The organism is Streptomyces sp. NPDC051172, assembly GCF_040682555.1.
GTDB lineage: Bacteria > Actinomycetota > Actinomycetes > Streptomycetales > Streptomycetaceae > Streptomyces.
Genome location: NZ_JBFBBE010000039.1, coordinates 1 through 23071, shown reverse-complemented (window position 1 = coordinate 23071; position 23071 = coordinate 1). Strand labels below are relative to the sequence as shown.

The 23071-nt window shown below is 69.2% G+C and carries 22 protein-coding genes and 1 riboswitch; of the genes, 5 read left to right on the top strand and 17 right to left on the bottom strand.

All coding sequences use genetic code 11. The features are described from left to right. Nucleotides 1-16: 16 nt before the first annotated feature. Together AB0N07_RS23590 and AB0N07_RS23585 are read right to left on the bottom strand one after the other, a co-directional pair. Entirely contained in the window at nucleotides 17-1606 is a 1590-nt protein-coding gene (locus AB0N07_RS23590) for a GMC oxidoreductase (protein WP_365838088.1), read from the bottom strand. Nucleotides 1607-1839: 233 nt separating this feature from the next. Further along, entirely contained in the window at nucleotides 1840-2982 is a 1143-nt protein-coding gene (locus tag AB0N07_RS23585; protein WP_365838086.1) for a glycosyltransferase family 4 protein, read from the bottom strand. A gap of 127 nt (nucleotides 2983-3109) precedes the next feature. Between AB0N07_RS23585 and AB0N07_RS23580 the strand changes: the two genes are divergently transcribed. Then, nucleotides 3110-4345, top strand: coding sequence for a glycosyltransferase family 87 protein (locus AB0N07_RS23580; protein WP_365838084.1), 1236 nt, complete (start codon nucleotides 3110-3112; stop codon nucleotides 4343-4345). On the opposite strand, the gene AB0N07_RS23575 is transcribed toward AB0N07_RS23580, so the two are convergent. Continuing rightward, nucleotides 4306-5631, bottom strand: coding sequence for an MATE family efflux transporter (locus AB0N07_RS23575; protein WP_365838184.1), 1326 nt, complete (start codon nucleotides 5629-5631; stop codon nucleotides 4306-4308). The two genes, AB0N07_RS23580 and AB0N07_RS23575, sit on opposite strands and share 40 nt — an antisense overlap. A 97-nt stretch (nucleotides 5632-5728) precedes the next feature. On the opposite strand from AB0N07_RS23575, the gene AB0N07_RS23570 reads away from it, so the two are divergent. Further along, on the top strand, nucleotides 5729-6259 hold the full coding sequence (locus AB0N07_RS23570; RefSeq protein WP_365838082.1) for a PadR family transcriptional regulator: 531 nt from the start codon (nucleotides 5729-5731) through the stop codon (nucleotides 6257-6259). Here AB0N07_RS23570 and AB0N07_RS23565 read toward each other — a convergent pair. The 5 genes from AB0N07_RS23565 to AB0N07_RS23545 all read right to left on the bottom strand — a co-directional run bounded on the left by AB0N07_RS23565 (nucleotide 6247) and on the right by AB0N07_RS23545 (nucleotide 11626). Then, on the bottom strand, nucleotides 6247-7404 hold the full coding sequence (locus AB0N07_RS23565; protein ID WP_365838182.1) for a hypothetical protein: 1158 nt from the start codon (nucleotides 7402-7404) through the stop codon (nucleotides 6247-6249). The genes AB0N07_RS23570 and AB0N07_RS23565 overlap by 13 nt on opposite strands. A 65-nt stretch (nucleotides 7405-7469) precedes the next feature. Further along, nucleotides 7470-8489, bottom strand: coding sequence for an NlpC/P60 family protein (locus AB0N07_RS23560; protein WP_365838080.1), 1020 nt, complete (start codon nucleotides 8487-8489; stop codon nucleotides 7470-7472). A gap of 237 nt (nucleotides 8490-8726) precedes the next feature. After that, on the bottom strand, nucleotides 8727-9761 hold the full coding sequence (locus tag AB0N07_RS23555) for an NlpC/P60 family protein (protein WP_365838078.1): 1035 nt from the start codon (nucleotides 9759-9761) through the stop codon (nucleotides 8727-8729). Between the two features lie 247 nt (nucleotides 9762-10008). Further along, nucleotides 10009-11352 (bottom strand): NYN domain-containing protein, encoded by a 1344-nt coding sequence (locus AB0N07_RS23550; RefSeq protein WP_365838076.1) that lies wholly within the window; start codon nucleotides 11350-11352, stop codon nucleotides 10009-10011. Between the two features lie 34 nt (nucleotides 11353-11386). After that, on the bottom strand, nucleotides 11387-11626 hold the full coding sequence (locus tag AB0N07_RS23545; protein WP_009309707.1) for a hypothetical protein: 240 nt from the start codon (nucleotides 11624-11626) through the stop codon (nucleotides 11387-11389). A gap of 165 nt (nucleotides 11627-11791) precedes the next feature. On the opposite strand from AB0N07_RS23545, the gene AB0N07_RS23540 reads away from it, so the two are divergent. Both AB0N07_RS23540 and AB0N07_RS23535 read left to right on the top strand, forming a co-directional pair. Continuing rightward, nucleotides 11792-12526, top strand: coding sequence for a rhomboid family intramembrane serine protease (locus AB0N07_RS23540; RefSeq protein WP_365838074.1), 735 nt, complete (start codon nucleotides 11792-11794; stop codon nucleotides 12524-12526). Next, entirely contained in the window at nucleotides 12523-12804 is a 282-nt protein-coding gene (locus AB0N07_RS23535) for an Lrp/AsnC ligand binding domain-containing protein (protein WP_099928230.1), read from the top strand. Before AB0N07_RS23540 ends, AB0N07_RS23535 begins: the two co-directional genes overlap by 4 nt. A gap of 36 nt (nucleotides 12805-12840) precedes the next feature. On the opposite strand, the gene AB0N07_RS23530 is transcribed toward AB0N07_RS23535, so the two are convergent. The 6 genes from AB0N07_RS23530 to AB0N07_RS23505 form a co-directional block, all read right to left on the bottom strand. Beyond that, nucleotides 12841-14202, bottom strand: coding sequence for an aminotransferase class V-fold PLP-dependent enzyme (locus AB0N07_RS23530; protein ID WP_365838072.1), 1362 nt, complete (start codon nucleotides 14200-14202; stop codon nucleotides 12841-12843). Nucleotides 14203-14366: 164 nt separating this feature from the next. Continuing rightward, a riboswitch (SAM riboswitch) is annotated at nucleotides 14367-14483 on the bottom strand. A gap of 71 nt (nucleotides 14484-14554) precedes the next feature. Next, complete coding sequence (gene trpD, locus AB0N07_RS23525) at nucleotides 14555-15619, bottom strand: anthranilate phosphoribosyltransferase (protein ID WP_365838070.1); 1065 nt, start codon at nucleotides 15617-15619, stop codon at nucleotides 14555-14557. A 133-nt stretch (nucleotides 15620-15752) separates the two neighbouring features. After that, on the bottom strand, nucleotides 15753-17408 hold the full coding sequence (locus AB0N07_RS23520; protein ID WP_365838068.1) for a cytochrome bc complex cytochrome b subunit: 1656 nt from the start codon (nucleotides 17406-17408) through the stop codon (nucleotides 15753-15755). Beyond that, nucleotides 17405-18460 (bottom strand): Rieske 2Fe-2S domain-containing protein, encoded by a 1056-nt coding sequence (locus tag AB0N07_RS23515; protein WP_365838066.1) that lies wholly within the window; start codon nucleotides 18458-18460, stop codon nucleotides 17405-17407. Before AB0N07_RS23515 ends, AB0N07_RS23520 begins: the two co-directional genes overlap by 4 nt. Continuing rightward, nucleotides 18457-19266, bottom strand: a complete 810-nt coding sequence (locus tag AB0N07_RS23510) for a c-type cytochrome (protein WP_365838064.1) — start codon at nucleotides 19264-19266, stop codon at nucleotides 18457-18459. Before AB0N07_RS23510 ends, AB0N07_RS23515 begins: the two co-directional genes overlap by 4 nt. Nucleotides 19267-19346: 80 nt before the next feature. After that, the gene (locus AB0N07_RS23505) at nucleotides 19347-19967 is read right to left on the bottom strand and encodes a heme-copper oxidase subunit III (RefSeq protein ID WP_019062389.1); all 621 of its coding nucleotides are present in this window, start codon (nucleotides 19965-19967) and stop codon (nucleotides 19347-19349) included. Nucleotides 19968-20112: 145 nt separating this feature from the next. Here AB0N07_RS23505 and AB0N07_RS23500 point away from each other — a divergent pair, with 145 nt between their 5' ends. Further along, nucleotides 20113-20517, top strand: a complete 405-nt coding sequence (locus AB0N07_RS23500; protein WP_365838062.1) for a hypothetical protein — start codon at nucleotides 20113-20115, stop codon at nucleotides 20515-20517. Between the two features lie 41 nt (nucleotides 20518-20558). On the opposite strand, the gene AB0N07_RS23495 is transcribed toward AB0N07_RS23500, so the two are convergent. From AB0N07_RS23495 to AB0N07_RS23485, 3 genes are all read right to left on the bottom strand, one after another. Then, the gene (locus AB0N07_RS23495) at nucleotides 20559-21818 is read right to left on the bottom strand and encodes an Ig-like domain-containing protein (protein WP_365838060.1); all 1260 of its coding nucleotides are present in this window, start codon (nucleotides 21816-21818) and stop codon (nucleotides 20559-20561) included. A 132-nt stretch (nucleotides 21819-21950) separates the two neighbouring features. After that, nucleotides 21951-22349, bottom strand: coding sequence for a cytochrome c oxidase subunit 4 (locus AB0N07_RS23490; protein WP_115908610.1), 399 nt, complete (start codon nucleotides 22347-22349; stop codon nucleotides 21951-21953). Further along, nucleotides 22346-23071, bottom strand: a 726-nt coding sequence (locus AB0N07_RS23485; protein ID WP_365838058.1) for a cbb3-type cytochrome c oxidase subunit I, incomplete at its 5' end; no start/stop codon positions are given. The genes AB0N07_RS23485 and AB0N07_RS23490, both read right to left, overlap by 4 nt.

Below are 23071 nucleotides of genomic sequence, written 5' to 3'. Positions count from 1 at the left end.
CCAGCCCTACGACGGCTCATGGCGCGGTGTCCTCCACGAGGACCCGCGCCATCGTCCGTTCGGCGAGCGCGGTGATCGTGACGAACGGGTTCACGCCGATCGAGCCCGGTACGAGCGAGCCGTCGGTGACGTACAGCTTCGAATACCCCTTCACCCGGCCGTAGTTGTCGGTCGCCCTGCCGAGCACGCAGCCGCCCAGCGGGTGGTAGCAGAAGTCGTCGGCGAAGACCTTGTTCGATGATCCGAACAGGTCGTAGCGGTAGATCGTGGCGTTGGCCGCGTTGATCCGGTCGAACAGCTTCTTGGCCATGGCGACCGAGACGGCGCTCTGCGCGGCGCTCCAGCCGAGCTTGACCCCGCCGGTCGAGGAGTCGTACGTGAAGCTCGCCCGCTCCGGGTTCTTGGTGATCGCCAGATAGAGGCTGACCCAGGTCTCGAACCCGATGGGCAGCGGGGCGATCTCCGCGAAGACCGGGTTGTCGGTGTTGGCCCAGTCGTCGATGCCCATGACCGGCATGGTCGACTGGTTGGCGCCGGTGGTGTCCCAGATGTGGTTGGCGCGGCCCAGCATGGTGTTGCCGTTGGTGCCCCAGCCGGCGCCGACGCTGGAGTCGAGGGCGGGCAGGGCGCCCGTGTCCCGGGCCCGGACGAGGAGCTCGGTGGTGCCGAGACTGCCGCCCCCCAGGAAGAGGTACGTGCAGCTGTACTGCTTGGTCCCGACGACCGCGCCGGTATTGTCGATCCGGTCCGCGGTCAGGGTCCAGCTCCCGTCGCTCGCCCGGCCGATGGCCTTCACCTTCTCCAGGGTGTTGATGGTGACGTTCCCGGTGCCGAGCGCCGAGGCCAGATACGTCTTGTCGAGGCTCCGCTTGCCGTAGTTGTTGCCGTAGATGACCTCCTGCCCGAGCGCGGACTTGGTCGCCGTACCGGCTGCCTCGCGCTGCATGTAGTCGAAGTCGTAGACGTTCGGCACGAAGGTGGTCTTCAGACCGGTGTTCGCCGCGGCCTTACGGGAGGTCCGGGTGAACTGGTACCACTCGGTCGACTCGAACCACGTGGGGTCGACGGTGTTGACGCCGAGCATGGACCGGGCCCGCGGGAAGTACGTGCCGTACATCTCGCTCGCGTCCACGGTCGGGAACTGCTCGGTGAAGTACGACTGGAGCGGGGTCACCGCCATGCCGCCGTTGACCAGGGAGCCGCCGCCGACGCCGCGTCCGACGTACACGGACATGTTGTCGTAGTGCACGCGGTCCAGGGCGCCGGGATACGGGCTGATGTCCTTGTTGACGACGTCCAGCCACAGGAAGGTGGCCAGCGGGGCCTCAGTGCGGGTGCGGAACCACATGGAGCGCTGGTCCGGGTTGGCGGTGTTGCAGAAGATCTTGCCGTCGGGGCCGGGGGTGTTCCACAGGCGGCCCATCTCGAGGACGAGGGTGCGGATGCCGGCCTGGCCGAGGCGGAGGGCGGCCACCGCGCCGCCGTAGCCGGAGCCGATCACGATGGCCGGGGAGTTGTCGACGGCGGTCGCTTCCTCGGCGGCCTGGGCCGACTGGAGACCGATACGGGTGAGCCCGGCGGCGGCGGCCGTCTGCAGGGCTACCATGCCCAGGATTTGACGTCTCGTCAGCTGACGTTGTATCAGTTTTGCTGTCATGTGCGCAGCATGGGCGGATTTTCGCGTTCCGCCTAGTGGGGTGCCACATATTCGTTGTTGGCGGGTGCGGGTTGTTTGTGGCTTGTCGCTCCCCCACTCTCGGCTTCGCTCGAGCGGGGGGACCCCCATCGCGGCTGAGCCGCACATCGACACAGCCCCGCGCCCCTGAAAGGGGCGCTGCCTTACAGCAAGGCCTTGAGCCGCTCCGCCAGGAGGTCCCAGCGCCACTTCTCCTCGACCCACTGCCTGCCCCGCTCCCCCATCCGGCGGCGCAGCTCCGCATCGCCGAGAAGCACCGTGATGCGGTCGGCGGTCTCCTCCACGGAGCCGCCTCGCACCACCCAGCCCGTTTCGCCGTCGAGTACCGCGTCGGGGGCGCCTCCCGAGTCGCCCGCCACGACCGGCAGGCCGGTGGCCGAGGCCTCCAGGTAGACGATTCCCAGGCCCTCCACGTCCAGCCCGCCCCGGCGCGTCCGGCACGGCATGGCGAAGACGTCGCCGACGCCGAAGTGGGCCGGGAGGTCGGGCCAGGGAACCGGGCCCGTGAAGCGGACCGAGTCGGCCACGCCGGTCTCATGGGCCAGCCGCTGCAGGTCCTTCCCGTACGGGCCGCCGCCGACGATCAGCAGTACTGCCTCCGGCTCGGCGGCCAGGATGCGGGGCATGGCGAGGATCAGGGTGTCCTGGCCCTTGCGCGGGACCAGCCGGGACACGCACACGACCACCGGCCGGTCGGTGAGGCCGAGCCTGGCCCGGATCGCGGCGCCGCCCGACTCCGGGTGGAAGGTCTTCTCGTCGACGCCCGGCGGCAGCTGCACCATCCGCCCGGCTGCCTCAGGGGTCAGGGCGGTGGCGATCCGCGAGCGCGTGTACTCGCCGAGGTAGGTGATCGTGTCCGTGGACTCGCCGATACGGCGCAGCAGCTGCCGTGCGGCCGGCAGCTGCGCCCATCCCGCCTCGTGACCGTGGGTGGTGGCGACCAGTCGCTCGGCGCCCGCCTTGCGCAGGGCCGGCGCCATCAGGCCGAGCGGCGCCGCCGCCCCGAACCACACCGACGTACAGCCGTGCTCCCGCAGCAGCCCGACCGCCCGCCGGGTCGCGCCCGGCGTGGGCAGTAGCATCGTCGTGGCGTCGCGTACGACGGTGAAGGGCTGCTCGGCGTCGAAGGCGGCCGTGGCATCGATCCCCTCCCGGCTGCGCTTCCAGGTGGATGCGTAGACGATGAAACGGTCGGGGTCGAGCCGTAGCGCCATGTTGTGCAGAAACGCCTGGATACCGCCCGGGCGGGGCGGGAAGTCGTTCGTCACGATCAGGGTCTTGTGCATCGCCGCCGACCCTATCCAACGGGTCGCACACAGCTCGGCACGGCCACGTTTATGGCACGCACACAGCTGCACAGGACATCATGTTCCCCTCAAGACCGAACGGGAAGCGGATGGAAACGGGGCTCCGGTGGACATTGCGGGTGGAAAGCGGCCCCTTGCGGGACTGCTGGTGACCTGGGGCCTGACCAGGCTGGTGCTGCTGCTGTTCGTCCTCAAGGTGTTCGCCTTCCCCGGGCCGGACGTCACGAGCGACGTGTCGGTGATCTACCAGGGCTGGTACGAGACCCTGCGCCACGGCACCTTCCCGCTGGACGACGTCACCTGGCAGTACCCGCCCGCCGCCGCCCTCCCGATCCTCTCCCCCGCGCTGCTGGGCTTCCTCGACTACTCGACGGCCTTCTTCGTCCTCGCCTTCCTGGCGGACCTGGTCGTCCTGTCACTGCTGCTGTACGCGGGGCTGCGCCCCGGCAAGGCCCTGCGCGGCGCCTGGGTGTGGGTGCTGGGCGTACCGCTGCTCGGGCCGACCGTGTACGCGCGCTACGACGTGATGGTGACCGCGGTGGCCGTGGCCGGGCTGCTCGCGGGAGCCCGGCATCCACGCGTGATGGGCGTCCTGGTGGGTTTCGGGGCGATGCTGAAGGTGTGGCCGGCGCTGCTGCTGCTCGGCGCCCGCAAGCGCGCTGCCTGGGCCTGGGCGGTGGCGACCGTGGCCGCGCTGGCGGCGCTGTTCTCGGTGACGATGCCCGGCGCGTTCGCCTTTCTGACCTTCCAGCGCAGCCGCGGCACCGAGATCGAGTCGCTGGGCTCCCTCGTCTTCCACATCGCCCGGCAGTTCGGCTGGAAAGGGCAGGTGCAGCTCAACTACGGCTCGCTCGAATTCCTCGGCCCGTATGTCAGCCTGGTCAGCACGGCCGCCCTGTTCCTGACCGGTATCGTCTTCGGCTGGCTGCTGCTGTGGCGGCTGAAGGCGACGCGGTTCCTGCCGAACACGCTCGCCGACGCGGCTTTCGTGGGTGTGCTGATGTTCACCATCACCAGCCGGGTTATCAGCCCGCAGTACATGGTGTGGCTGCTCGGCCTGGCGGCCGTCTGCCTCTGCTTCCGGAGCAGCCGGATGGGGGTGCCCGCGGCTCTGGTCCTGGTGGCCTCCTTCGCGACGGTGCTGGAGTTCCCGCTCTGGTTCGGGCACGTCGTCGTGAGCGACACCCGCGGCGTCGCCCTTCTCGTCGTCCGCAACGGTCTGCTGGTCATCGCCACCGTGCTCGGGGCCGTGGAACTGTGGCAGTCGACGGTCTCCCGCGAGCCGGTACCGCCCCTGCCCACTCAGGCGACGCGCACCAGGGAGAACTCGACGTCCCCCTGACGCCGGGCGGCCCGCCGGAACAACACGCCCACCACCGCGCACTGCACCCCCATCGCGAGCGCCAGCGCCAGGCAGATGCCCGGCAGGCCGAGCCCCGACAGGCCGTACGCCAGCGCGAGTTGGACCGCGGTGCCGAGTGCCGTCACCCGCAGCAGCACCGGCGCTCCCCCGCTCCCCTCGAACACCCCGCCGAGCGCGATGAAGCAGGCCATCAGCAGCAGGTAGGGCCCGATGCAGCGCAGGAACAGAACGCCGGCGCGGGCGACGTCCGGCCCCGCGCCGAAGGCGGCCATGGTCCAGGGGGCGGTGACGAACAGGGCCGCGGCCGCCCCGAGCCCGACCGTCCCGGACACGAGCACCGCCTGCCGCCCGATGGCCCGACTCGCGTCCCTCCCGGCGCCCCGGGTGTGCGCGGTGTGGATGGAGGCGGCCTGCCGCACGGAGTAGAAGGCCATGGTCGCCACATACATGACCTTGTAGGCGATCGAGTACGCGGCCACGGCCGTCACCCCGAGCCGCGCCACGACGGCGACCAGGACCAGCGCGCCGCCCTGCCGCACGGTGAAGTCGGCGGACATGGGCAGGCCGGTGGCGAGGGTGCGGCGGAGCGCGGCCCGGACCCGCTCGGCGGCCCGAACCCCGACCGCCTCACGCAGCAGGGCGTTCCGCCGCACCGCGAACAACCCCGCCCCAAGGGCCAGGCACCGGCACAGCACCGTCGAGGCAGCGGCGCCCTGCACCCCGTACCAGTGGATCAGGAACGGGTCGCAGACCAGGATCAGCCCGTTGGCCAGCAGCGCGAGCCGCATCGGAGTCCTCGTGTCGCCCGCGCCCTTGAGGATTCCGTCAACGAGGTTCTGCGCGAAGAAGACGGCGATACCCGGCAGCGAGATCGCGAAGTAGCCGACGGCGAGCGACAGCGCGGCACCCTCGCCCCCGCCCAGCACCAGCCGTGCCAGCGGCTCCCGCAGCAGCAGCCCGCCCGCGACCACGACGGGCGTGACCAGCGCACACAGTGCCCAGCCCCCGTGCACCGCCGCCCGCATAGCCCCCGGATCCCGCGCTCCCCTGGCGTGCGCGACCAGCACGGTCGTACCGGAGGCGAAGACCAGCGAGACTCCGAGCAGCACGTTCTCGGTGTTGGTCGCCACGGCCACGGCGGCCACCGCCGCACCGCCGAGCCGGGAGACCCAGACGGTGTTGATGATCCCGGCGGCGACGGAGGCGAGGAGTGAGAAGTAGACGGGGTGGGCGAGCGATATGAGCTGTCTGCCGTGCGCGTTCACGACTGTCACCACTGTTCCCCCTCGAAGCGAGCTACCTCGAATAGAGGTAGCTCGATAAGAGGTAGCATGGCTGCACTGCGCCCGCAAGGAGGAAACGTTGCTCGAGCTGTCGATCCTCGGCTTCCTGGCCGAACAGCCGCTGCACGGCTACGAGTTGAAGGAGCGCATCAAGGCGCTGAGCGGCCATGTCCGCCCGGTCAGCGACGGCGCGCTCTACCCCGCCCTCACCCGTCTCGTCGCCGCGGGCAAGCTCGACCAGCACACCGAACCCGGAGCGAGCGCGGCCCCCCGCCGCATGCTCTCCCTCACCGACAAGGGCCGCGAGGACCTGCTGGAGCGGCTGCGCCACCCGAAGCAGGCGGAGATCACCGACCAGGTCCGCTTCAACACGGTCCTGTCCTTCCTGCGGCACCTGCCGGACCCCCGCGAACAGGCCGCGGTGCTGCGCCGCCGCCTGGACTTCCTGGAGACACCCTCGAGCTTCTTCTACGACGACGGCAGACCCGTGCGCGCGGAGGAGACGGACGACCTGTTCCGGGAAGGCATGCTGAGGGTCGCACGAGCCACCGGCGAGGCCGAGCGCGCCTGGCTCAGGGAGGCCGTCGCCCGGCTCGATCAGCCGAGTTGAGTCCGGAGATAGTCCCGCCACTGCCCGGTGAACGTCTCCGGTGTCGTCCCCAGCACCTTCCGCAGCGCACCCTCCACCGAACCCGCCCGCTGCCGGTGCTCGCCGACCGCGCGGTAGAACAGCCCGAGCCGCTCAAGACCCCACTGCTGCGCGATCAGCCGGCAGGCCATCCAGCCGCCCTCGTAGGCCTGCGCCAGCTTCGTCGCGTCGCCGCTGAAGCCGAAGTCCTTGTCGGTGGGCAGCTGTTCCGGCACCCGCCCCTCGCTCACCGCGCGCGCCAGCTCGGGCGCGGCCTCGGGCGGGGTGCGGCCGGTGCCGAGGTAGCCGATCCAGTCGGCGTACCCCTCGGACAGCCACAGCGGGGTGGCGGCGTTGGTGTGGGCACGGGTCGCGACATGGGTGGTCTCGTGGGTGAGCACGACCTGCTTGCCCAGCGGACCGAGGAGGGCGTACGCGTCCGGGTTGACGATGATGCGGTCCGCGGGCGCGGTCGGCGGACCGCCCACCTCGCCGGTGGTGACCGCCGCGATCCCACGGTACTGGGAGGCGGGCGAGCCGAGCAGCCCCGCCATGCCCTCCACCGACCCCGGCACGAGCACCACCACATGCCCCGCCCAGTCGCCGCCCCAGGCCGCGGACACGGCGGGCACCGCACGGTCCGCGAGATCCGCGTAGGAGTGCAGCGCCTCGCTGGACTGCCCGGTGCCGAGAACGATGCTGCGGCTGCCGCGTACGACGGTCACCGGGCCCTGGTCCCACAGCTGCTGGGAGGACTTCCCGGCGGGCCTGTCCGCGGCCACGTACCAGTGCCCGTCGCTCTTCCGGGAGAGGGCCAGGGTGCGGCCGACGGTGACGGGCGCGTGATCGTATCCCTCGATGCGATAGCGCAGTTCGGCGTCGGCCGTCGCCTCGTCGCCGGTGCGGTGCAGGGCGGTCACACGGTACGACCAGGACGCCAGCGGCACCCCGCGCAGGTTCTCGAACCAGCCCGGCGCGCCAGTCTTCAGGAAGGCCGCCCGGTCGCGGTCGAGGACGGCGGTGGACCGCCGGTCGAGGACCCGCTGCAGATCGGCCCCCGCACTGCCGCCGGCGGGCTGCCCGCCGCATGCCACCAAAGAGACGAGCAGCAGCACGAGCGCCACCACTGAGAACCTCGACGCCCGCCCACGACCAGCCACTTTCCGATCGTAAGGCCGACAGGGGCGGTTGGTCAGACCCTGGTGACCGAGGACACCGGCAGCATGTCCACCGGGTCGTAGCGCACGGGCGCGCCGGGGTAGGGCGCGTGGATCACCTGGCCGTTGCCCATGTACATCCCGACATGGCTGGCGTCGGAACGGTAGATGACCAGATCGCCGGGGCGCGCCTCGGAGAGCGGGATCTGCCGGCCGGCGTACGCCTGCTCCTGCGAGGTGCGCGGCAGCTGGACCCCGGCCTGCGCGTAGGACCACTGCATCAACCCCGAACAGTCGAAGCCGTAGGGGCCGGTGGCACCCCAGACATACGGCATGCCGAGCGCGGAGCGGGCGGCGGCCATCGCGGCGGCCGCACGGGCCGAGGCCGGCATGGCGCTGCCGAAGTCCGGGAAGAGCTCGCCGCGGTCTCCCCGGGAGGCCCGGCCGTAGGCCGCACGCTCCCCGTACGGCAGGGAGTTGAGCAGCCGCCGGGCCTCGGCGAGTTTCTTCTCCACGATCCTCTTGTGGGCGGCGACGGCCTTGCGGCTCTTCTCCAGCTCGGCGAGCTTGCCGACCGCTTCGGCACGCTCCTGGGCGACGTCGCGCATGGAGGACTGGAGGTCTCTGAGCTCGCCCGCCTGATGGGCGTTGATCCGGTCCAGGACGGAGGCCTTGTCGAGGTAGTCGGACGGGTTGTCGGAGAAGAGCAGGGCGAGGGTCGGGTCGATGCCGCCGGAGCGGTACTGGGCGACGGCCAGCGAACCGAGCGACTCCCGCACGGAGTTGATGCGCTCCTGCTGCCGGGCGATCAGGTCCTGCGCGTCGTGCACCTGCTTCTGCAGCCTGCCCGCGGTTTCGTCGGCCTTGTCGTAGGCCTCGGTCGCCTTCTCGGCCTCCGCGTAGAGGCGGTCCACCTCGGCCCGGGTGTGGTCGTGCGGAGCGGCGTCGGCCGGGGCGGCGCCGAGGGCGGAGGCCGCGGCGGACAGCACACACAAGGCGGTGCCGGCGCCCCGGTTGAACCCGGACGTCGGTGCAAGGCGACGATGAGACCCCACGGGAAGCCGCGCTCCTTCCGCTGGCGACAAGGACTGCCTCCCTGCCGCAGCAGGGAAACGCGGCAGACAGTAACCCCGCGGCGGGGCGGCGGCCAAAGACCTCCGTGGCCACACAACGTGACGCCCCGCCTCTGACGCAGGTCATGGGCGGGGCGGGGGGTCAGTGCGGGTTCACGTAATTCGCCCGTTCGGGCGGATTGGTGTCCTGATCTTGAAACGGTTCCTCAGGGGCGCGGGTCAGATCCGGACGCCGAACTGGAACGGCATGTCGCCGATCGACTCGTAGCGCACGGTGGCGCCGGTGTGCGGGGCGTGCAGCACCATGCCGTTGCCCGCGTAGAGGCCGACGTGGTGCAGGTCGCCGTAGAAGAGCACGAGGTCGCCGACCTGGAGCTGGCTCTCGGAGTAGATCCGCGTACCGGCGTCGGCCTGCGCCTGCGAGGTGCGCGGTATCGAGACACCGGCCTGGCCGTAGGCCCAGGAGGTCAGGCCCGAGCAGTCGTAGGAGGCGGTCCCGGTGGCGCCGTAGACGTACGGCTTGCCGATCTGGGTCTTGGCGGCGTCGAAGGCCGCCTGGGCCCGGGCGGAGGCGGCGGTCGTGTTGCCGAGGTCCACCCGCGCGCTGGCCGAGCGGCTGGCGCGGGCGTCGGCGGCGGCGAGCGAGGCCCGCTCCGCGGCCGTCAGCGAGTTGAGCAGCTTCTGCGCCTCGGCGAGCTTGCCCTGGATGTCCTTCTTCTTGTTGCCCAGCTCCGTGCGGGTGGAGGCGAGGTCCTTGAGCTTGTCGGAGGCCTCGGCGCGCTCCTGGGCGAGTTCGCGCTGCTTCTCCTGGATCTTCTTCAGCGCCTCGACCTGCTGGGCGCTGAGCTGGTCGGCGGTGGACGCCTTGTCCAGGTAGTCGTTCGGGTTCGACGACAGGAAGAGCTGCAGGGACGAGTCGATGGTGCCGGTGCGGTACTGCGCGGCCGCCGCCAGGCCGATGGAGTCACGCAGCTGGTTGAGCTCCTCCTGGCCCCGGGCGACGTTGTCCTGGATCGTGGAGATTTCCTTCTGCAGCTTCTGCTGCTTCTCCTTGGCACCGTTGAACTTCTCGGTGGCCTGCTCGGCCTGGTTGTACAGCTCGTCGACCTTGGCCTTGACCGCATCCTTGGAGGGCTTCTCGCTCGGCGCGGCATTCGCGGCCTGGGCGCTGAGTGCAACAGCGGCAGCAGCTGCGGTGGTGAGCACAGTCACACGAGCCCGGCTCGGCTGCTTCGGTCGACGATGGGACGCCACGGAAGAAGGCTCCTTCTTGTGAGTGATCACCCGCTCGGAGGTTCGAGGCCAGACCTTAGTGACCTTCCTGTGATCACTTCAAATCCTGGCGTGAAAAATCTTAGTGACGCAATGCATTCTTTGCACATAACCCACATGCGGTGACGCGAGGTTGACGCTACGTTGCGTGACGATTGCGCCAATTCGGGCATTAAACCTAGAAGTTCGACCTTCGGGACAGCGACCCGGGAAACGGCTCAGGGCAGGGTCAGGACAGCCGCTTCAGGAGCATCGCCGAGGCGATGGGCCGCGCCCCCGCACGGGCCACGCCGTCGGCCACCTCGCGGTCCGTGGAGGCAACGATGACGGGCCGTCCGGGCGGCTCCGCGCGCACCAGCTGGCGGATCAACTCGTCCGCGGTGACGCCCGGCTTGGAGAACAGCACCCGCACTCCGCGCGGCGGCGCGAGCAGCACCGGAGCGGCCAGCTCGGCCCCGTCGAAGACACAGGTGACCTCGGCGCCGGACTGTGCAGCGAGTTGCGAAAGCTGCCCGAGGAGCCTCAACCGCTGCTTGTCCAGAGGCATTTGCGGATAACCCGTTTTGGTGACGTTGTAACCGTCGACGACCAGATGCGCCTGCGGCAGCTCGAGCAGCTGATCCAGGATCGCGGGGTCATTTTCGGACAAAGCGCGCGCTGCGATGTCTTTCGGGGTCATTCGTCCCGGCTCGACCGCATCGACCGTCTCCGCCGGCCGTACGGACACCGGCGGCAGCGCCAGCTCCCGGCGCAGCCCCTGGGCCGCGTCCAGGACGGTGTCCAGAAGCAGGCGCACGCGCATGTCCTCGACACTGCGCCCCTCGCGCGCTGCTTTGCGCGTGGCCTCCAGGGCCGCCTCCGCCTCCCCGAGCCGCGACTTCAGCCGCCGGGACTCGCTCTCGGCGGCGGACACCTGCGCCTGCCCCTCGGCGCGCACGGTCTCGATCTCGCCCTGGATCTTGCGCAGGGCGGCCTCGCCCCGCTTGACGTCACTGAGGGCCGCTCGCAGCTTGCGGTGCAGCGAGTCGGCCTCCTTCTTGGCGGCGTCCAGCTCGGTACGGAGCCGCTCGGTGTCGGCCCTGGTCTGCTCCCGGGCCCGGTCGAGCTCCGCACGCAGCCGCTCCAGCTCGGCCCGGCTCTCCTCGTCGGCGCGCTCGGCATCGGCCCGCTGGGCCTCCTCGCCGGCCGCGGTCACGAGCTTCACCCAGCCGGTGGGCCGCAGCACATAGGCCGCGGCCGCCACGTCGAGCGGATCCGCGGCCGGGGGCGGCGAGCCGGAGTCGAGAGCGCCGGTGAGTTCCGGCTGGGCCTCTCTCAGCTTCTCCCCGATGCGCTGCCGGAACAGCGGATCGGTCTCCAGCGCGGCCGCCATCGCGTTGCCGGCGAACTTGGCCCGCCGGTTCGGTGCGAAACGGGCGTACTGCCTGAGCTGTGCGGGCAGTTCGCCGACGGTCAGCCCGCCGAAGCCGTCCGAGACGATCTGGACGACCTTGCGGCGCACTCCGTCGGGCAGCGGACGGTCAAGCACCTCGGCGGTGCCGTCGCCCGGCCCCCCGCCTGTGGTCTCCACCATCCGTCACACCCCATTACCTGTGGGGCCGCTCCGCTCAGGAGTCGGCGCCCGGCCTGTCCACGAGTTCCACCTGATCCACCGCGTTGCACCAGCGACAGCGCACCGACTCGATGGTCTCACTGACCACCTCGCGCTCCTCGACCTTGGGCTCACCGGCCAGATCGAGGTGGACGTACTCGACCACCTTCGACGAGCGGGTCACGTCGAAACGCGTGAGGTTGCCGCAGAGGGTGCAGCGCCACCGCGTCGTGGCGGTCGGGAGGGGAACCGTCATCGTGCCTGTGCTCTTTCCTTCTAGGCCTTCTATTGTCAGTGACGCCCGAGCTTCCCCGGGCGTGTGGCTCGTAACCCTACGGCCTGGCGCTCACTCGCCGCCCGTCCGTCCACGGCGGCGAGGCGGTCTGTGCGACTGCGTCCCGTTACGTCATGCTCTGTGTTCATGATCGGCAAGTGGAGCGCGACCGTCGGCAGAGCGATCCGGCGCCCCTCGGCGCCCATGACGTACACGCTGATCGCCCTGTGCTGTCTGCTCTTCGTGACCGGCCCGGCAGCCGGCCTGAATCCGGTCCACGGTTCCGGCGATGCGCTGCTCGCCGCCCAGCGCGCCTATTTCCACCGCTGGGGCGTTGTCCCGGCCGAGCTGTTCCAAGGCTCCCCCAGGGCCGCCCTGACCCCCGCCACGGCCCTGTTCGTCCACGGCAGCTGGGTGCACCTGCTCGGCAACATGCTCTTCCTCTACGTCTTCGGGGTGATGACCGAGGAACGGATGGGCCGCGTCCAGTTCACGCTCTTCTACGTCGGCTGCGGCTACCTCGCCCTGCTGGGGTACGCGGCGGCCAATGCCACGTCCCAGCAGTCCCTGGTCGGCGCGTCCGGGGCGATCTCGGCGGTCCTGGGTGCGTTTCTGTACCTGTTCCCCGGGGCGCGGGTGACCAGTCTTCTGCCGTTCCTCTTCTTCCTCCCCCTGCGTTTCCCCGCCTGGATCGTGCTGCCCTTCTGGGCGGCCCTGCAGTGGCTGGCGGCCGGGCATGCGGCGACGGGACCGGGGGTGGCCTATCTGGCCCACCTGGTGGGCTTCGGCCTGGGCTTCGTCTACGCCTGGGTCCGATTCGGCCGTACGACTAGAGTGAGGGCCGCCCCAGCAACGGCCCCCGAGGGAGAGAACCAGCCGTGATCACCGCGATCGTCCTCATCAAGACCAGCGTGGACCGGATCCCCGAGATCGCGGAGCGGATCGCTTCGCTGGAGAGCGTGAGTGAGGTCTTTTCCGTGACCGGGACGTATGACCTGATCGCGATGGTGCGGGTCAAGCAGCATGAGGATCTTGCTGACGTGATTCCCGGCAGCATCAGCAAGATCCCCGGGGTCGAGGCCACGGATACGCACGTCGCGTTTCGTACGTACTCGCAGCATGACCTTGAGGCCGCGTTCGCCATCGGGTTGGACTCGTGATCGTTTCCTAAGCGTCTGCGGGGCGCGGACAGCTGCTCACACCGCGGGTACGCAGCGGCCGGCCTCTGTCCTGTACGTCCACTGCGCGCCGTCCGCCACCAGTTCCTTGACGGCGGTGACGAAGCGCTCGACGTGTTCGTCGGGGGTTCCGGCGCCGAAACTGACGCGGATGGCGTTGAGGGACTTTTCCCCGGGAGCGGCCTCCGGGGCGCCGCACTCACCCTGGGTCTGCGGGTCGCTGCCCAGGAGGGTGCGGACCAGCGGGTGGGCGCAGAAGAGGCCGTCGCGGACGCCGATGCCGTACTCGGCGGAGAGCGCGGCGGCGAAGTGCGAGCTGTTCCAGCCCTCGACGACGAAGGAGATCACGCCGACGCGGGGGGCGTCGTCGCCGAAGAGTGAGAGGACCCGCACCTCGGGCACCTCCGCGAGGCCCGCCCGGACCGTGTCGATCAGGTGCTGCTCGCGGGCGACCAGGGTGTCGAAGCCGGCCTCGGTGAGCGCCTTGCAGGCCGACGCGATGGAGTAGGCGCCGATCACGTTCGGGGAGCCGGCCTCGTGGCGGGCCGCGCTGTCGTGCCACTCCACGTCCACGCCGCCGTCCTCGCGCCGGGTGACCTTGCGGCTGGCGCCGCCGCCGGCGAGATAGGGGTCGGCGGCCTGCAGCCAGTCGGCGCGGCCGGCCAGTACGCCGGAGCCGAAGGGCGCGTACAGCTTGTGGCCGGAGAAGGCGACCCAGTCGACGTCGAGGTCCTGCACGGAGACCGGGTGGTGCGGGGCGAGCTGGGCGGCGTCCAGGACGATACGGGCGCCGTGCGCATGGGCGGCAGCGGCGAGCTCGCGCACCGGCCACAGCTCGCCGGTGACGTTCGAGGCGCCGGTGACGCAGACCAGGGCCGGACCTCGGGGGTCCCGGTCGGCGAGGGCCTTCTCCAGGGTCTCGACGGCCTGCTGCGGGGTGCGCGGAGCGTTGAGGTAGGTGACCCGGGCGTCCTTCCAGGGCAGCAGGCTGGCGTGGTGCTCGGTCTCGAAGACGAAGACCTGGCAGTCGGCCGGGAGAGCCTGCGCCAGCAGGTTGAGGGAGTCCGTGGTCGACCGGGTGAAGATCAGCTGGTCGTCGGCGCGGCAGTCCAGGAACTCGGCAACGGTCCTGCGGGCGTTCTCGAAGAGGTCGGTCGACAGCTGGGAGAGGTAGCCGGCGCCGCGGTGGACGCTGCCGTAGTAGGGCGCGTACGCCGCGACGTCGTCCCACACGCGCTGCAGGGCCGGCGCGCTGGCCGCGTAGTCGAGCGCCGCATAGGTGACTTCGCCGCCCGTGACGAGCGGGACGGTGACGTCCCGGCCCAGAACGGGCAGCGGGGCACAAACCGAGGTGGCGGCGGCAGCGGTGGAGACAGACATGGCGGAACTCCCGTGTAAGCAGGTGGAATTCGCCCCGCGAGCGGTATCGCTCAAGCAGGGGCGTGAAGGAGAAAAGGGGATGCGGAGGCGGGGCTCTGCGGCCCTATCGCATTCGCTTGCTCACGGAAGGCTCCTCGACGACCAGGACCCCTGGTTGCTCGAGGGGTCCGCGCTTGCCGTAGACCTCGCTGCCTACGGCCTGGTCTTCACCCGGGGCACCCCGCCACGGACGGAGGGTTGCCGGACAGTCGGCCGGGGCCTCATGACTGTCACTCATGACCTGGACAGGAACGTACGTGAAGTGATCGCGGTCCCGCAACTCGTGTCCGCATTGCGGGACCGCACTGCCCTGCTATGCGTTGCTGGCCGCCACCCAGCGCTCCAGCGCCCGCTTGGCCGCGCCGGAGTCGATCGACTGGGCCGCCCTGTCCATGCCGGCCCGGATCTGGTCGGCCAGCGTCCCGGGCCCCGGATCGAGGGCCACAAGTGCGGCCGCCGAGTTCAGCAGTACGGCGTCGCGTACGGGGCCCTTCTCGCCGTCGAGGAGCCTGCGGGCGACCTCCGCGTTGTACGACGGGTCGCCGCCGCGCAGGGCCTCCACCGGGACCAGCTCGATGCCGACGTCACGGGGGTCGAAGGTCTCCTCGGTGACCTTGCCGTCGCGGACGACCCAGACGCGTGAGGTGGCCGTCGTCGTCAGCTCGTCGAAGCCGTCATCGCCGCGGAACACCAGGGAGGAGTTGCCGCGTTCGGCGAAGACACCGGCGATGATCGGCGCCATGCGCGGATCGGCGACGCCGACGGCCTGCGCCTTCACCCGCGCCGGGTTGGTCAGCGGGCCGAGCGCGTTGAACACCGTACGGATGCCCAACTGGCCGCGCGCGGCGCCCGCGTGACGCAGCGCCGGGTGGAACTTGACGGCGAAGCAGAAGGTGATCCCGGCTTCCTCGGCGACCTCCGCGACCCGCTTCGGCGTCAGCTCCAGATTGACGCCGAGCTTCTCCAGGACGTCCGAGGCACCGGACGCGGAGGAGGCGGCCCGGTTGCCGTGCTTGACGACCTTCGCGCCCGTGCCGGCGATGACGATCGCGGACATGGTGGAGATGTTCACGGTCTTCGCGCCGTCACCGCCGGTGCCGACGATGTCGACGGTCCGGCCGGGCACCTCGATCACGTTGGCGTGCTCGTACATCGCCCGGACCAGCCCGTTGATCTCCTCGACGGTCTCGCCCTTCGCCCTGAGCGCCACCACGAACCCGGCGATCTGCGCGTCGGTCGCCTCGCCCCGCATGATCTGGTCCATCGCCCAGAAGGTCGCCTCGGCGCTCTGGTCGCGGCCGTACAGCAGGGCGTTCAGTACCTCGGGCCAGGAACGGCCCGCCGTGGTGTCGCCTCCAGCGGGGGTCACAGCGCTCATAAGGCCGCTCCTGGTCGTCGTAGAAGAAGAGAACGAGTGTGAGGCCACCCTATCCAGCTCAGGGCATGGAAAAGGGCCCCCGTCCGAAGACCGGACGGGGGCCCTTCTGCCGTGGCGTGGCGAGCCGCAGCGATCAGTGGTGGCCGTGGCCGCTCGTGATCTCCCTGTACTCCTCGACGGTCGGCTTCGGAATCTGGGACTCCTCGCCGTAGTACGCCTCGCTGAGCTTGGCGCGCAGCTTCTCGGAGCCCTTGACCTTGCGCTCGACGCCGTTCTCGTCGACCGTCGGGCCGATCTCGGCCGGCTTGTACTGCTCGTGCGCGGTGAGGGTGTGCAGGGCGTCCTGGCTGAGCGGCTCGTGCACCTCGATGAACTCACCGTGCGGCAGGCGCTTGATGATGCCCGACTCGCGGCCGTGCAGCACCTTGTCCTTGTCGCGGCGCTGGAGGCCGAGGCAGATCCGCTTGGTGGCGATGAACACGAGCACCGGCACGACGAAGAACGCGACCCGGACGAACCAGGTGATCGAGTTGATCGACAGGTGGAAGTGGGTCGCCCAGAGGTCGTTGCCACCACCGACGAGCAGCACGAAGTACCAGGAGATCCACGCCGCACCGAAGGCGGTACGCGTCGGGGCGTTGCGCGGCCGGTCCAGGATGTGGTGCTCGCGCTTGTCGCCGGTGACCCACGACTCGATGAACGGGTAGACCGCGATCGAGACCAGGACCAGCGGGAAGATCACCAGCGGGATGAACACGCCCAGGACGAGCGTGTGGCCCCACAGGTTGATCTCCCAGCCCGGCATCACCCGGATCAGGCCCTCGGAGAAGCCCATGTACCAGTCGGGCTGGGCGCCGGTGGACACCTGGTCCGGACGGTAGGGGCCCATGGCCCAGATCGGGTTGATCGAGGCGATCGCCGCGATGGCCGTGATGACGCCGAAGACCAGGAAGAAGAAGCCGCCGGCCTTCGCCATGTACACCGGCAGCAGCGGCATGCCGACGACGTTGTTGTTCGTCTTTCCGGGGCCCGCGAACTGCGTGTGCTTGTGGTAGAAGACCAGGATCAGGTGGCCCACCATCAGGCCGAGCATGATGCCCGGCAGCAGCAGGATGTGGACCGAGTAGAACCGGGCCACGAAGTCTCCGCCCGGGAACTCGCCGCCGAAGAGGAACATCGACAGGTACGTGCCGACGACCGGCACGGACAGGATCGCGCCCTCCATGAAGCGGACACCGGTGCCGGAGAGCAGGTCGTCCGGCAGCGAGTAACCGGTGAAGCCGGTGAACATGCCCAGGACGAACAGCAGGAAGCCGAAGATCCAGTTGACCTCACGCGGCTTGCGGAACGCGCCGGTGAAGAACACACGCATCATGTGCACGAACATGCCCGCGAGGAAGATCAGCGCGGACCAGTGGTGGATCTGCCGGATGAGCAGACCACCGCGCACATCGAAGGAGATGTGCAGGGTCGAGTTGAACGCCTCGGACATCATCTGGCCCTGCAGCGGGATGTAGCTGCCGTGGTACTCCACCTCGTTCATCGACGGGTGGAAGAACAACGTCAGATACACACCCGTGAGGATGAGGATGATGAAGCTGTACATGCACACTTCGCCCAACATGAACGACCAGTGGTCGGGGAAGATCTTGCGCATGTTGGTCTTGGCCAGGGAGTAGATCCCCAGCCGGCCGTCGGCCCAGTCGGCGACGCGCTCGCCGGCCGGCGCTTTGCCGCGCCGCTCGCCCGCCGCGGCAGCGGCTGATGTGTGCGTCTCGTTGGTGCTCATCCGCGCTCCCAGAATGCAGGACCGACGGGCTCTTCGAAGTCGCCGAGCGCCTCGAGGTAGCCCTGGTCGTTCACGCCGATGCGCAGCTGCGGCAGGGCGTGACCGGCGGGGCCGAAGATCACCCGGGCACCGTCGGACAGGTCGAAGGTGGACTGGTGGCAGGGGCACAGCACGTGGTGCGTCTGCTGCTCGTACAGCGAGATCGGGCAACCGACGTGGGTGCAGATCTTCGAGTACGCGACGATGCCCTCGTGCGACCACTCGAGCTCGCGCTTGTCCTTGATGTTGTCCGGCTGGATCCGGACGATCATCAGGGCCGCCTTGGCGATCTCGGTCTGGAAGTTCTCGTCGTGCTCCTCCAGGCCCTCGGGCTTGGCGAAGGTGAGCGAGCCGACCACGACGTCGGAGGCACGCAGCGGCTCGTTGGTGTTCATGTTGACGAGCAGCTTGCCCTTGGACCACAGCGTGTGGCGCAGCTTGGTCCCCGGCAGCGGTCCGAGGTCACGCAGCAGCATGACGCCGGAGAGCGGGAACAGGGCCAGCGCACCGAACATCGTGTTGCGGATGAGCTTGCGGCGGCCGAGCGCGGACTCCTTGGCGCCCTGCTTGAAGTCGGCCATGACCTTGGCCTTGACCTCGGGGGACGCCTCGATCGGGTGCCGCTCGTCGGCGATCTCCACGTCGGACATCAGGGTGCGGGCCCAGTGGACCGCGCCCGCGCCGATGGCGAACAGCGCAAGGCCCAGGGTCAGGCCGAGCGCGAAGTTCAGCGCGTTGATGTGGCCGATCGGGAACACGAAGATCGACTTGTCGTGCGGGATCGCCACGTACGAGGCGATGAAGCCGACCGTGGCCAGCATCGAGACCGTGAACAGCATGGCCACCACACGCTCGGACCGCTTGGCGGCCCGCTCGTCGATGTCCTGCACCCGGTGCTCGTGGGGCGGCAGACCGGGGTCCGCGAACGGGTTCTGCTCGTCCGCGAGGCTTACGGTGCCGTGCGCGTCCTGCTCAGCGGGCAGGTTCTCTTCTGGAATGTCTTGGCTACTCATGACTTCTTGGCCTTTGCGGTCCGAGCGGCGACCCAGACGGCGACCGCGATCAGCGCGCCGAGTCCGAAGATCCAGGCGAACAGGCCCTCGGAGACCGGGCCGAGTCCGCCCAGCTCAAGGCCGCCGGGGCTCTCGGTGTCGTCTCCGTTGACCGCGTGGAGGTACGCGATGATGTCCTTCTTGTTCTGCTCCGACATCGTGGTGTCGGGGAACGACGGCATGTTCTGCGGGCCGGTCTGCATGGCCTCGTAGATGTGCTTCGGGTCGACGCCCTCAAGGCTCGGCGCGAACTTGCCGTGCGTCAGCGCACCGCCCTTGCCGGTGAAGTTGTGGCACTGCGCGCAGTTGGTGCGGAACAGCTCGCCGCCCTTGGCGATGTCGGCACCGTCCGGGCCGTACTGCGCCGCCGTCGGGATGGACGGGCCGGCGCCGAGGGAGGCGATGTACGCGGCGAGCTGGTCGATCTCGGCCTGCGAGTAGATGACCTTCTTCTTCGGGACCTGAGCGCCCGGCTGCTGGGCCGGCATACGGCCGGTGCCGACCTGGAAGTCGACGGCCGCGGCGCCCACGCCCACGAGGCTCGGACCGTCGGAGGTGCCCTGACCGCCGGTGCCGTGGCAGCTGGCGCAGCCCACGGAGTAGAGCTTCTTGCCCTCGTCGATGGCAAGGGACTGGGCGGTGTCATCGGCCTGCGCCTTGCTCGCGGGTGCGAACGCGGCGTACAGCCCCCCGGTGCATGCCAGCGCGAGGAGTAGGACGACGAGAGCCGCCATGGGATGGCGTCGTCGTGCGGAGAGCTTTTTCACGGATTACCCCGGTGTCAGGATCTTCTGCGTCGATGCTTGTGGGTTGTGCGCCGAGCGGGCGCACGCGGGAACGGGCCCGGCTACTTGATCAGGTAGATCGTGGCGAAGAGGCCGATCCACACGACATCGACGAAGTGCCAGTAGTAGGACACGACGATGGCCGCGGTCGCCTGCTCGTGGGTGAACCTCTTGGCCGCGTAGGTGCGGCCGAGAACGAACAGGAAGGCGATGAGGCCGCCCGTCACGTGCATGCCGTGGAACCCGGTGGTCAGGTAGAACACCGAGCCGTACGGGTCGGAGGACAGCGAGATGCCGTCCTTCTTCACCAGCTCCGTGTACTCGAAGATCTGACCGCCGATGAAGATCGCACCCATCACGAACGTGATGATGAACCAGCCCCGGAGCTTCTTCACGTCCCCGCGCTCGGCGGCGAACACGCCGAGCTGGCAGGTCAGGGAGGAGAGCACCAGGATCGTGGTGTTGGTCGCGGAGAACGGAATGTTGAGATGACTCGCCATCTCCTTCCAGTGATCCGGACCGGTCACCGATCGCAGGGTGAAGTACATCGCGAAGAGGGCCGCGAAGAACATCAGCTCGGAACTCAGCCAGATGATGGTTCCGACGCTGGTGAGGTTCGGCCGGTTGACCGACGGGTGCGCGTGCCCGGTTTCTACTGTCGTTGCTGTCGCCACGACCGACATTATGTCGGTCGCTTATCCCGCCCTCACTCCGGGGGGTGCCGTTCGGAGTGTTGCTGCCGTCCGTACCGGTGTTGACGTGGTGTTGAACGGAGTAACATCCGCCCCATCGGGCCTTTCCGTACGACGCTGACGTCTCGGAGGAACTATGCAGCCGACCGCCACGGTGCTGGTCTACAGCGACGACTCCAACACCCGCGAACAGGTGCGGCTCGCGACCGGGCGCAGGCCCGCTCCCGACGTTCCCGTCGTCGAGTTCCTGGAGTGTGCGACGCCGGCCGCCGTCATCAAGGAACTGGACCGGGGCGGGATCGACGTGTGCGTCCTGGACGGCGAGGCCGTGCCCATGGGCGGCATGGGGGTGTGCCGGCAGATCAAGGACGAGGTGTTCAACTGCCCGCCGGTGCTTCTGCTCATCGGGCGGCCGCAGGATGCGTGGCTGGCCACGTGGAGTCGGGCGGATGCGGCTGTGACGTTGCCTGTGGAGCCTGTGGAGTTCGCCTCCGCGCTGGCTTCTCTGCTGCGGCGGAAGGCGCTTCAGCAGAGCGCCTGAGAGCTCGGGACGGCGACACGGCCCCGCGCCCTTCGGGGCGCTCACACGGCCGTCGGACGTAGCCGTGCCACGTCGTCCGGGCTGGGGCCGTCCGGGGTGCCTCCCACCAGGGCGCTGCCCGTGCGCCAGTTCTTCCAGGTGAGGTTCCAGTCGCCGAAGCCGTTGCCGAAGGGCTCCATGGTGTTGCCGTTGGAGTTGATGACCTTCACCACGTCGCCCTCGTGGACGATGCTGAAGAACCATTCGGCGTTGGCGGTGCTCATGCCGGTGCAGCCGTGGCTGACGTTGGCGTAGCCCTGGGAGCCCACGGACCAGGGGGCGGCGTGCACGTACTCGCCGCTCCAGGTGAGGCGGGTGGCCCAGTAGACGGGCAGGTCGTAGGAGTCGGCGCTGCCTTCGGCGATGCCGACGGTGGCGCTGCGCATGCGTACGAAGGACTGCTTGCCCAGTACGACCTTGACGCCGTTGCGGGTCTCGAAGCCGGGCTTGCCGGTGGTGACGGGGAGTTCCCTGATGTCCTCGCCGTTCTTGTACACCGTCATGGAGTGCGCCGAGGCGTCGGTGACGGCGATGAGGCTGTCGCCGATGGTGAGCTTCAGTGGCTTGCTCCTGGCGCCCCACAGGCGGTCGCCGACCTTGATGCCGTCCAGGTTGCTGTGCACCTGGACGGTGGCGTGCGCGGGCCAGTAGTCCTTGGGGCGGTAGTGGAGCTCCTTGTCGTCCACCCAGTGCCAGGCGCCCTGCACGGCGGGCACGGAGTCCACGCGTAGCGCCCGTTCGACGATGGCGCGCTGTGCCCTGTCCCTGACGGGCTGGTCGAGTTGGGCGGTGACGGGCTGGCCGACGCCGTACTCGCCGGAGTCGGGGCCGAACTTCACATTCAGGCGCTTCTTGGTGGTGGGGGTGCTGGTGTCGAAGGTGAGGACCTTGCGGCCCGGCGCCCCGTCCTCGTCCTCCGTGCTCACCCGGACCGTGTAGTGGGCGTTGGCGGCGAGCGGGGAGGTGCTGTGCCAGTGGGTGCCGTCGGCGGAGAGTTCGCCCGCCACGAAGCGGCCTGCGGCGTCCGTGGCGGTGACGTCCGTGAGGCGGCCGCCGTCCTCGGCGGTGACCTCTATGGCCTTGTCCGGGTCGGCCTTCTTCCCGTCATCCTTGAGGCCGCTGAAGGAGACCTGGTCCGTCGCGTCGTACGGCTTGTCGGCCAGCGGGTTGCCCCCGCTGCTGCAAGCGGTGCCGCCCGCGCCGAGGGCGACCACCAGCAGAGTGCAGCTGACGACGGTGCGGGTGCGCGGAGAGTGGTTCATGTCCCTCACGCTATGGACGTTCGTCAAGGACGGCGCGCGGGGTAATCCGTACGGGGGAACGACATTGGGGCAAAAGTGGGAGCCCGGACGCTCCTTACGGAGTGTCCGGGCTCCTGATGCGATCTGCGCGTGCTACTGGGTGCGGTTCTCACCGCGGTAGTACTCGAAGACCCAGCCGTACAGGCCGATCATGATGATCGGCGCCGAGAAGTACAGCAGCCACCAGCCGATCGCGATCGACAGGAAGGCGAGCGCACCACCGACCCCGAGGGCCAGCGGCTGCCAGCTGTGCGGGCTGAAGAACCCGACCTCGCCGGCGTCGTCCGCGACGTCCGCCTCCTTGTTGTCCATCGCACCCGCGTCGACCCGCTTGGCCGTGAAGCCGAGGTAGAAGCCGACCATGATGCACAGACCGAAGGCCAGGAAGAGCGCCGTGGTACCGGCCGGCTCCTTCGACCACACGCCATAGACCACCGCCATGGCGAGGACGAAGACGCTCAGCCACATGAACATCTTGCCCTGAACCTTCACTTGCCGGCCTCCTTGCCACCAGCCAGAGCCTTCTCACCGTGAGGCGCGTTCTCGAGCTGGTCGAGAGCGGCGATCTCAGGGTGGTGCAGGTCGAACGCCGGGGATTCACTGCGGATCCGCGGCAGGGTGAGGAAGTTGTGCCGCGGCGGCGGGCAGGACGTCGCCCACTCGAGCGAGCGGCCGTAGCCCCACGGGTCGTCGACGCCGACCGGCTTGCCGTACTTGGCCGTCTTCCACACGTTGTAGAGGAACGGCAGGATCGACATGCCGAGCAGGAACGAGCTGATCGTCGAGATCGTGTTCAGGGCGGTGAAGCCGTCGGCCGCGAGGTAGTCCGCGTAACGACGGGGCATGCCCTCGGCACCCAGCCAGTGCTGGACCAGGAAGGTGCCGTGGAAGCCGATGAACAGCGTCCAGAAGGTGATCTTGCCGAGGCGCTCGTCGAGCATCTTGCCGGTCATCTTCGGCCACCAGAAGTGGAAGCCGGAGAACATCGCGAAGACGACGGTGCCGAAGACGACGTAGTGGAAGTGGGCCACCACGAAGTACGAGTCCGAGACGTGGAAGTCCATCGGCGGCGAGGCCAGGATGACACCCGTCAGACCACCGAAGGTGAAGGTGACCAGGAAGCCGGTCGCCCAGAGCATCGGGGTCTCGAAGGACAGGGACCCCTTCCACATCGTTCCGATCCAGTTGAAGAACTTCACACCGGTCGGTACGGC